A 9,659-nucleotide genomic window follows, 5' to 3' on the forward strand; every position below is an offset into this window, starting at 1 on the left:
CGCCGCGCGATGGATTTAGGCTCTTTCGATCTGGCCTCGCTCTGGCCGTTCATTGCCGTCGGCTTTGCCGCGCAGCTGGTGGACGGGGCGCTGGGCATGGCTTTCGGCGTGATTTCCAACGCGTTGATGGTGGGGGTGCTCGGCGTGCCGCCCGCGCTCGCCTCGCAGCGCGTGCATATCGTGGAATGCTTCACCACCGCGACATCGGGCATCAGCCACCTGTTGCACGGCAATATCGACAAGAAGCTGTTTTTCCGCCTGCTGGTGCCGGGGATCATCGGGGGGCTGGCGGGGGCCTATCTGCTCAGTTCGATCGATGCGGGGATCATCAAACCGTTCGTTCTCGCCTATCTGTCGATCATCGGCATCTACCTGCTGTGGCGCGGCCTCGCCTATCCGCCCAAGACGCGCGAAGCGAAATATGTCGCCCCGCTCGGTCTGTTCGGTGGCTTTCTCGATGCAGCGGGCGGCGGCGGCTGGGGGCCGGTGGTCAGTTCCAACCTCTTGGTCCAGGGGGCCGAACCGCGCAAAGTGGTGGGCACGGTCAATTCGGTCGAATTCTTTCTCACGGTCACGGTGTCGGCCGCTTTCATCTGGCATCTCGGCGTGGCCGATCTGGCCGGGGCGACGCTGGGCTTCCTGATCGGCGGGGTGGCCGCCGCGCCTTTCGGCGCTTTCGCGGCCAAGCATTTTCCCGCCAAATGGATGCTGGTGATGGTCGGCATCGTGCTCAGCGCGACGAGCGGCTACGGCGTTTACACCGCGATTTTCGGATAAGGACCTGATCCGCGAACGCGGCGGACCGCGCTTTAAAGCGACGTCATCACCATGGCCGCCGCCGCCATCGCCGCCATGGTCAGGAACGCCAGCAGAAAGCCGATGATCGTGCCCATCGGGATCGGCTTGCGCCCGGTTTCCTCAGGCGCATACTCAGCCGTTTCGGCCAGCGATGCGGGCAGTTCCACCGCTTCGGGCGGCAGGAGCGTCGGCGGGGAAACCACCCCCGGCCCGCTGATTTCGCTGACCAGCGCCAGCTTTTCGAACGAGATCGCCAGCTTCTGATCCGCCAGATGCTTTTCGATCGCGCCCCATTCCTGATCGTCGCTTCTGGCACGCGGCAGGCGCTGCACCAGCCGCTCCATCTCGGTGTCCAGCGCGTGCAGGCGGTCCATCGCTTCGAGCGCGCACTGCCGGTCCCCGCTTTTCAGCGCGAGTTGCAGGCGAGCGAGCGACATGGCGTTGGCCCGGCAGAATTGCAGCGCCAGCGACAGCGCCCCGGCCGGCTCCCCCCCTTCCTGTTCGGGGGTGCCATCAATCAGCCGCTCGGCCTCGGCGGGCGTTGAAAGTGCACTCACGATCTGTCTCCTGCTCCTGACGCTGCCCCCCGGTGCGAATCATCTAAGGGCAAACCCGGAGAAGCGGGAAGATCATTGGGCCCGGACGTGAGAAGGGCGCGGCATACCGATACCGCGCCCCCTTTTGGCCTATGGCGATGGGTCGAACGGACTACTTGTGATCGGCGGGCTGCGGGCCGTGCGGCGCGCGCACCTGCGCCATGCGATCGACCAGAGCGATGCCCAGCGCCGAGAGGATGAAGACGCTGTGGATGATCGTCTGCCACATCACCCCATCGGCGGTGATCTTGGAACCGGGCATGCCGATATGGCTGGCTTCGATGAACGTGCGCAGCAGATGGATCGAGGAAATGCCGATGATCGCCATCGCCAGTTTCACTTTCAGCACCCCGGCGTTCACATGGCTGAGCCATTCGGGCTGATCGGGGTGCCCTTGCAGGCCGAGGCGCGAAACGAAGGTTTCGTAGCCGCCGACGATCACCATCACCAGCAGGTTGGAAATCATCACCACGTCGATCAGCCCGAGGACGACAAGCATGATCTGCTGTTCGCCGAACGCGGCGGCATGCGTCACCAGATGCCACAGCTCCTTGAGGAACAGGAACACATAGACGATCTGCGCGACAATCAGCCCGAGATAGAGCGGCAATTGCAGCCAGCGCGAACTGAAAATCAGCAGCGGCAGCGGACGGAGAGGGGAATAAGAATCATCTTTGGGTGTCATAGCGCGCCTAGCTAATGCGATGCGGGCCGGACGGCACCTGGATTTTCTGTAAAAAATTGCATCAAGCGGGCCGGGCAAGCGACTTATCCCGCCGCTTCGAGATGAACCGTTTGTAAGATACGATACATCACCTCCTCGGGGAGTGCCTTTCCGGGCCCCTTCGCATACCCATCGCCGCAACGGGAACGGTTATGAGGGTTCGGCGTGCAAATCGGTGGTCTGCGGAAATCGGCGCACGATTTCCTGCGCAAACTTGCAGCGAAATCGAAAGCCAGCGCGAAATCCGCACTGATCGCAGCCGCGATGGCCGCCACGTTCGGCGGCGGCATGGCCACCCCGGCCATCGCCGGTGTCCTGCAATGCGTGCCCTATGCCCGTTCGGTGTCCAACATCCAGATCCACGGCAATGCCAAGACCTGGTGGGGCCAGGCCGAAGGCGTCTATCGCCGGGGCAACAAGCCCGAAGTCGGCGCGGTGCTGGCGTTCCAGGCGACCCGCGCAATGCCCTATGGCCATGTGGCGACCGTGGCCAAGATCGTGGATGACCGGACTCTCCTGCTCAACCATGCCAACTGGTCGCGCCCCGGGATGATCGAGCGCGCCGCGCTGGCGGTCGACGTTTCGGAACGGGGTGACTGGAGCTCGGTCCGCGTGTGGTTCGCCCCGACGCGCAGCCTCGGCATCCGCACCAACCCGACGTTCGGCTTCATCTATGACGATGCCGCCGGCAGCGCCCCTATGATCGATATCCCGGCCACCACGCTGGCTGCGGCGAGCACCGCCACGATCACCCTGCCCAACGGCGGCTGACGGATACCGCCCGGCCAGTCCGGGCATTGCGGCGAAACCGCTAAAGCGCGGCGTGCCCGCCGGTGGAGCCGAACCCGCCCGCGCCGCGCACGGTATCGTCCAGATCGGCCACTTCGTTCCACGCCGCCCGGACCACCGGGGCCAGTACGAGCTGGGCGATGCGATCGCCCCGGATGATGGCGAATGCCGCCTCCCCCAGATTGATCATGATGATTTTCAATTCACCGCGATAATCGGAATCGATCGTCCCCGGCGTGTTGGGCAGACTGATCCCGTGCTTCAGCGCCAGGCCGGAGCGCGGACGGACCTGGATTTCATACCCCTCGGGAATCGCCAGCGCCAGACCGGTGGCCACCGCATGGCGGCCGCCCGGCGGCAAAGTGACATCTTCGGCCGCCAGCACATCCATGCCCGCCGCGCCATCGGTGGCATAGCGCGGCAGATCCAGCCCCTCCCCATGCGGCAGGCGCTTTACCCTGACGGGCACATCATTTTGCAAGTTCATCGGCCATCCGTTCCACCAGCCGGCGCGCGACATCGCCCTTGGGCATATCGTCCCAGCTTTCCACCCCTTGCGCGGTGACGATATGCACGCGGTTGCGCGTGCCGCCCATCACATCGCCCGATACGTCATTGGCGACGATCCAGTCCGCGCCTTTCCGTTCCCGCTTGCCCTGGGCATAAGCGATAACATCGTTGGTTTCCGCCGCGAACCCGATCAACAGCCCCGGCCGATGCGGGCTCTTGCCCAGCCCGGCCAGAATGTCGGGATTTTCGGTCAGCCGCAGCGCGGGCGGTTCGTTGCCCTGCTTCTTCATTTTCACCGCTGCGGCGCGGTCGATCCGCCAGTCGGCCACCGCCGCCACCATCACCGCCGCATCGGCGGGCAGCGCCGCGTCCACCGCTGCGGCCATTTCGATGGCGGTTTCCACGTCCACCCGATCCACCCCCGGCGGCGTGGCCAGAGAGACCGGCCCGGCGACCAGCGTCACCCGCGCGCCCAGCGCGGCGGCCCATCCGGCAATGGCGAAGCCCTGCCGCCCGGAAGACCGGTTGGCGATATAGCGCACCGGATCGATCGGCTCGTGCGTCGGGCCCGCGGTCACCAGCACATGCTTGCCGTAAAGCGGGCGATGTTCCGGCTGCCCGTCGAAATCGGGCTGGCCTGCCAGCGGATCGGCCAGCGCCACATCCCCGGCTACGCCAGGGGCCTGCGCCTTGCCATCGGTCATCGTTCGGATCGTCTGCCAGATGCGTTCCGGTTCGGGCAGGCGGCCGGGGCCGTATTCGCCGCAGGCCATCGCGCCTTCGTCAGGCTCCATCACCGTCACGCCGGATTCGCGCAGCCAGGCGACATTGCGCTGTGTCGCCCGGTGCAGCCACATGCGCACGTTCATCGCGGGCACCGCCAGCACCGGCTTGTCCGTCGCCAGCAGCAGCGTGCTTGCCAGATCGTCGGCCAGCCCCGCGCTCATCCGCGCCAGAAGATCGGCCGTGGCCGGGCACACCACCACCAGATCGGCCTCTCGGCTCAGCTGGATATGGCCCATTTCGGCTTCGTTCTTGAGATCCCACAGCGTGGTGTGGACGGGGTTTTCGCTCAGGGCGGCAAGAGTCATCGCGGTCACGAACTGCGCGCCGCCATCGGTCAGCACGCAAGTCACCGAACCGCCGCCCTTGCGGATCAGGCGGACAAGCTCGCAGGCCTTATAGGCCGCGATCCCGCCCCCAACGATCAAGAGAATGCGTGGCGCTGTCATAGCTGCGGCTTGTGCAGCGCAACGCCCGCGGGCGCAACCGCTTTACTTCGCCCGATGATCGCGCAACAACCCGTGCACATATACGAGGGGATCATCACATGCGTCTTGCCGTCACCGCGCTCGTCTTCCTCGGCGGGCTGTTCTTCATCATGTCGGGCCTGTCCTTCCTGCTCCAGCCGCAATCGGTGGCCTCCGGCCTCGGCCTGTCGGCCAACGGGGCAACGGGGCTGGCCACTCTGCGCGCCGATTTCTTCGCGTTCTTCACCCTGGTGGGCGTGTGCATGATCTGGGGCGCGTGGAAGCGGCGCGGCGATCTGCTCCTGCTGCCCGCCGTGGCGATGCTGCTGGCGGTGGCCGCCCGCCTGCTGAGCGCGGCAATCGATGGCCCCAGCCCCACATTCGTCAGCTCCATCCTGATCGAAGGGGTGATCGCGGCGCTGCTGCTGTTCGCCCGCGCGATCCTGCCGCATCACCGCGTGGAAGATGTGGGCGTCTGATCGGGGCTTTGCCCCGCTTGCGGCGTTAGCGTAGGTTGACGCAGAACGGCCTGAAAGTGCGGGCCGTTCGGGCCTTCTTCCGCCGGCCAAGCGGGCGATAATCCGCGGAATTGCCGGGCTGGCGCGAGGCCGGGCCAGTGCGAGCCACGGCATCGCCGTGTGACTTTCCGCCGGACCTGTGTTTCGGCGGGCGCGGCGACGGTGAAGCGGGCGGCGAGAGGAGGCACGTCTCATCCCGCAGGTTAAGGCAGATTCGGCGCGTGTAGGAAAGGCTTGCCCGGATTATCGCGGCAACACCGCCTTCACCCCAGCCAGCCCATGGCTATCGCCCCCCAGACGGCGGCCCCGCCCGCGACGGCGGCCAGCGCATAGCGCCATCCGGCCCCTGCCTTGCCGCCCCGGCGGCGTTCCCACATCAGTTCGACATCGGGCAAAGGCGGCTGTTCCGGCGCGCCGCCCTTGGGCGGGAAGCGTTCCTCGATCCGGCGGACGAGTTCGGGAATCCGCATCAGGGTGGCGGTGTCTTCACGCAGCCGTTCCGCCACGAGCGATTCAGGGCCCAGTTCGTCCCTGATCCAGCCGCTGACATAAGGCGCGGCGACATCCCACATGTTGATCGCGGGATCGAGCTGGGTGGCGATCCCTTCAACCATGACCATGGTCTTCTGCAACAGCAGCAGATGCGGCTGGGTCTGCATATCGAAATCGCGGGTGATCGCGAACAATCCGTCGAGCATCTGGCCGACGCTGAGTTCGCTCACCGGCTTGCCGCGCATCGGCTCGCCCACGGCGCGCAGCGCGGTCGCGAATTCGTCGACCGAATGATAGCTCGGCACGTATTGCGCTTCGAAATGGATTTCGGCGACACGGCGGTAATTGCCCGTGGTCAGGCCATAGAGGATTTCCGCCAGCCATTGCCGGGCGCGCCGGTCGATCCGGCCCATGATCCCGAAATCGATCGCGCCGATCGAACCATCGGGCCGCACGAACAGGTTCCCCTGATGCATATCGGCATGGAAGAATCCGGCGCTGATCGCCTGCGTCAGGAACGCGAGCACGAGCCGCCGGGCGATATCGGGCAGATCGTGCCCCGCCGCGCGCAAGGCGTCCACATCGCTGATCTTGATCCCATCGATCCATTCGATGGTCATCACCCGGCCATTGGTGCGATCCCAGTCGACATCGGGCACGCTGTAGCCGGTAAAGCCCTTCATCGCCTGCGCCAGTTCGCTGGCCGAGGCCGCTTCGCGGCGCAGATCGAGCTCGCGGTTGGTCCAGCGCTTGAAATTGGCGATCACCAGCCTGGGCCGCAATCGCGCCGCTTCGCCGCCCAGCCCTTCGAGATGGGCGGCGGCCCATTCGTAGGTATCGATATCGCGCTCGAACCGTTCGCGGATGCCCGGCCGCAGGACTTTGACCGCCACGGTATGGCCATCCGTCGTCACCGCGCGGTGGACCTGCGCAATCGAGGCCGAGCCGACCGGATCGGGCTCGAACGCGGCGAACAGGTTTTCCAGCGGCTGCCCGAAGCTCGCTTCCACTGCCGCGCGGATCATCCCGAACGGCAGCGGCGCCAGGCTGTCCTGCAGGCTCAGCAGATTGCCTGCCGCTTCTTCGCCCACCAGATCGGGCCGGGTGGCCAGCGTCTGTCCCAGCTTGATCGCCGCCGGACCGATGGCGAGAAACGCCCCGGCATAGTCCGGCTGGCGCGGCTGGATCGTGCCCAGGCGGGCTATGCGGCACAGCCGCCGCACCGGCGGCGGAGTGTTGGGATCATGTTCGATCCCGCGCAGCGCCCCATGGCGGGCGAGCGTGCGTCCCCAGCCGAGCAGGCGCCAGATATGCGTGGCCGGGCTGGTCATGATCTGGCGTGTCCCGCGTGCCCGCGCGCGCACGCGCGCGCCGTTCCCATCGCCCGCATGCCTGCCGCCATCGTCAGACCTTCCAACCCGAATGGATGGCGACCAGCCCGCCCAGAATCGGTTCCACCCGCGTGCGGACGAATCCTGCTTCGCGGATCATCCGTTCGAATTCGGGCATCGGCGGGAAGCGGCGGATCGATTCGATCAGATAGCGGTAACTGTCCGCATCGTGCGCGATCGCCTTGCCGATCTGCGGCACCAGCTTGTGCGAATAGAGATCGTAGACTTCCTTGAAACCTGGCCATTCGGTGGTCGAGAATTCGAGGCAGTAGAACCGCCCGCCGTATTTCAGCACGCGGTGCGCTTCGGCCAGCGCCTTGTCGATCCGCGTCACGTTGCGGATGCCGAACGCGATCGTATAGGCATCGAAGATGCGGCTGGCGAAATTCAGTTCCTCGGCGTTCTGCCGCGACCAGACGAGCGTATCGATCCCGCGCTTCATCGCGCGTTCGATGCCCACGTCCAGCATGTCCTGATTGATGTCCGACACGGTGACGCGCGCGCCGTGTTCCTCCATCCGGAAAGCGATGTCGCCGGTGCCGCCCGCCATGTCGAGGATATCCTCGCCCGGTTGCGGCTTCACCCGGCGCACGAACTTGTCCTTCCACAAACGGTGCATGCCGCCCGACATGGCATCGTTCATGATGTCGTATTTCTTGGCCACGCTGGAGAACACGGCGCCCACGCGCGCGGCCTTGTCCTCAGGAGCGATCTCTTCATACCCGAAGGAAACGGTGTCGTTCATGGCAGGCGCTTTAGGGGGAATTGCCGCCGGGGCAAAGGGTGTTAGGAGCATAGACCGGACGGGCCGCCGCAAAGGCCCGCCCCGACACACCGGCTCCACACAGGGATCACCCCGCCGCATGCCCGAACTGCCCGAAGTCGAAACCACTGTCAGGGGCCTCGCCCACGTGCTCCAGGGCCAGCGCCTCACCCGCGTGGCCGCCCACCGCGCCGACCTGCGCCGCCCGTTCCCGCCCGATCTCGTCCAGGCTTTGACCGGGGCGCATGTCTCGTCGCTGGGCCGCCGGGCGAAATACGGATTGATCCACATCGATCGCGGGCAGACGCTGGTGTTTCACCTGGGGATGAGCGGGCGCTGGCGGATCGATCCGGCCCGGCCCGACAAGCACGACCATTTCGTGCTCGAAACCGAATCGGGCCATGTGCTGGCGCTCAACGATCCGCGCCGTTTCGGCTCGCTCGATCTCGTGCCCACCGATTCGCTGGCGCAATGGCCGCAATTCGCCGCGATGGGGCCCGAACCGCTGGGCGAGGATCTGACCGCCCGTCATCTCAAGGCCGCTTTCGCCGGGCGCAGGCAGGCGATCAAGTTGCTGCTGCTCGATCAGCGGATCGTCGCCGGGCTCGGCAATATCTATGTCTGCGAAGCCTTGTTCCGCGCCGGGATCAGCCCGGAACGGGCCGGCGGCAGCGTCTCTCTCCCCGCGCTCGGGCGGCTGGTCCCCGCCATCCGGCAGGTGCTCGAAGAATCGATTGCCGATGGCGGATCGACTTTGCGCGATTTTGCCCGGCCCGATGGCGAACTCGGTTATTTCGCCACCCGCTTCCATGTCTATGGCCGCGAAGGCGAACCGTGCCGCTGCGGCGGAACCGTCCGCCGGATCGTGCAGGGCGGGCGCAGCACGTGGTATTGCCCGCGATGCCAGAAGTGAGCGGCGCGAACCCTCCACATCCGGGAATAGTTGACGATTCGGGACTCTCTCGCTAAGGGCGGCGCTTCGATGCGGGGCGGCATGGCTGATCCCCGCGTTTTTACAAGATTCTTTTGGATAGACAGTGCCGCGGTCAGGCGGCGCAAATGAAGGACTGATATGGCCAATACGCCGCAAGCCCGTAAGCGCATCCGCCGCAACGAACGCCGCGCCGAAATCAACGGTGCCCGCCTCAGCCGCATCCGCACTTTCGTGAAGAAGGTCGAAGCAGCCGTGGCCGGTGGCGACAAGGCTGCTGCCGCGGAAGCTCTCAAGGCCGCCCAGCCGGAACTGGCGCGCGGCGTGGCGCGCGGCGTGCTCCACAAGAACACGGCTTCGCGCAAGTTCTCGCGCCTGACCAAGGCGGTCGCTTCGCTCTAAAGCATACCGTGTTTCGGGGGTGATTCGCCCCTGATGGACTCTCGAAGGGCCAGCGCCGACGGCGTTGGCCCTTTGTGCATTTGCACGAAATGCCACCTGCCATCTTGTGCATGCGCGAAGCCCGATCACGCCGTTCGCCAAAGCGCAGGCAAACCCGCGATTCGCACATGCTGCATGTGAAAAATGGCGGAAAACAGCCATTTGTACGCAGTTGATGGGCTTGCTGCGAGTCAATCTAATTATTTCAAATTTTTTTCACTCCGCCCCCTTGCTCCTTGGGCTCCCCTCTTCAATAAATCCCCTCGCCGGGGCGGTGACGAATCCGGTTTCACATGACGGTGGCATCTTTCGGAGTCCGAATCCGCGATTCGGGCAATGGGAAGGCTTTTGCCATGCCGGGGGGCAAGGCTTGGATGCCAGCCGTCACTTTGAGGGGGATCAGGAATGGTGCGCAGCAAGGCCCAAGGTGATCAAGCAACCAATGCCCGGCGGCGA

At 65.4% G+C, this 9,659-nt stretch carries 11 protein-coding genes; 5 read left to right on the plus strand and 6 right to left on the minus strand.

Annotated features, from left to right (window positions below; all coding sequences use genetic code 11):
• The first annotated feature begins 9 nt into the window (after window positions 1-9).
• Window positions 10-777 carry a sulfite exporter TauE/SafE family protein gene (locus K5X80_RS16695; protein ID WP_222558823.1) on the plus strand — a complete coding sequence of 256 codons (768 nt, stop codon included), beginning with the start codon at window positions 10-12 and terminating at the stop codon, window positions 775-777.
• Window positions 778-809: 32 nt separating this feature from the next.
• On the opposite strand, the gene K5X80_RS16700 is transcribed toward K5X80_RS16695, so the two are convergent.
• Both K5X80_RS16700 and K5X80_RS16705 read right to left on the minus strand, forming a co-directional pair.
• A complete protein-coding gene (locus tag K5X80_RS16700; protein WP_222558824.1) occupies window positions 810-1,355 on the minus strand; it encodes a hypothetical protein in 546 nt (181 codons plus the stop codon).
• A 151-nt stretch (window positions 1,356-1,506) separates the two neighbouring features.
• The gene (locus K5X80_RS16705; protein ID WP_222558825.1) at window positions 1,507-2,079 is read right to left on the minus strand and encodes a TIGR00645 family protein; all 573 of its coding nucleotides are present in this window, start codon (window positions 2,077-2,079) and stop codon (window positions 1,507-1,509) included.
• 303 nt (window positions 2,080-2,382) lie between these two features.
• Between K5X80_RS16705 and K5X80_RS16710 the strand changes: the two genes are divergently transcribed.
• Window positions 2,383-2,889, plus strand: a complete 507-nt coding sequence (locus K5X80_RS16710) for a CHAP domain-containing protein (RefSeq protein ID WP_283249328.1) — start codon at window positions 2,383-2,385, stop codon at window positions 2,887-2,889.
• 40 nt (window positions 2,890-2,929) lie between these two features.
• On the opposite strand, the gene dut is transcribed toward K5X80_RS16710, so the two are convergent.
• Window positions 2,930-3,394 carry a dUTP diphosphatase gene (gene dut, locus K5X80_RS16715; protein WP_222558827.1) on the minus strand — a complete coding sequence of 155 codons (465 nt, stop codon included), beginning with the start codon at window positions 3,392-3,394 and terminating at the stop codon, window positions 2,930-2,932.
• Entirely contained in the window at window positions 3,378-4,649 is a 1,272-nt protein-coding gene (locus tag K5X80_RS16720) for a bifunctional phosphopantothenoylcysteine decarboxylase/phosphopantothenate synthase (RefSeq protein WP_222558828.1), read from the minus strand. Before K5X80_RS16720 ends, dut begins: the two co-directional genes overlap by 17 nt.
• A gap of 98 nt (window positions 4,650-4,747) precedes the next feature.
• Here K5X80_RS16720 and K5X80_RS16725 point away from each other — a divergent pair, with 98 nt between their 5' ends.
• The gene (locus K5X80_RS16725; protein WP_222558829.1) at window positions 4,748-5,146 is read left to right on the plus strand and encodes a DUF4345 family protein; all 399 of its coding nucleotides are present in this window, start codon (window positions 4,748-4,750) and stop codon (window positions 5,144-5,146) included.
• Window positions 5,147-5,448: 302 nt separating this feature from the next.
• Here the strand turns inward: K5X80_RS16725 and ubiB are convergent, their stop codons facing one another.
• On the minus strand, window positions 5,449-7,008 hold the full coding sequence (ubiB, locus tag K5X80_RS16730; protein ID WP_222558830.1) for a 2-polyprenylphenol 6-hydroxylase: 1,560 nt from the start codon (window positions 7,006-7,008) through the stop codon (window positions 5,449-5,451).
• A gap of 73 nt (window positions 7,009-7,081) precedes the next feature.
• On the minus strand, window positions 7,082-7,813 hold the full coding sequence (locus tag K5X80_RS16735; protein ID WP_222558831.1) for a class I SAM-dependent methyltransferase: 732 nt from the start codon (window positions 7,811-7,813) through the stop codon (window positions 7,082-7,084).
• Window positions 7,814-7,931: 118 nt separating this feature from the next.
• Between K5X80_RS16735 and mutM the strand changes: the two genes are divergently transcribed.
• The gene (mutM, locus tag K5X80_RS16740; RefSeq protein ID WP_222558832.1) at window positions 7,932-8,744 is read left to right on the plus strand and encodes a bifunctional DNA-formamidopyrimidine glycosylase/DNA-(apurinic or apyrimidinic site) lyase; all 813 of its coding nucleotides are present in this window, start codon (window positions 7,932-7,934) and stop codon (window positions 8,742-8,744) included.
• 159 nt (window positions 8,745-8,903) lie between these two features.
• Window positions 8,904-9,164, plus strand: a complete 261-nt coding sequence (gene rpsT, locus K5X80_RS16745; RefSeq protein ID WP_222558833.1) for a 30S ribosomal protein S20 — start codon at window positions 8,904-8,906, stop codon at window positions 9,162-9,164.
• The last annotated feature ends 495 nt before the right edge of the window (window positions 9,165-9,659 follow it).

This window comes from Caenibius sp. WL (assembly GCF_019803445.1).
Taxonomy (GTDB): Bacteria; Pseudomonadota; Alphaproteobacteria; order Sphingomonadales; family Sphingomonadaceae; genus Caenibius.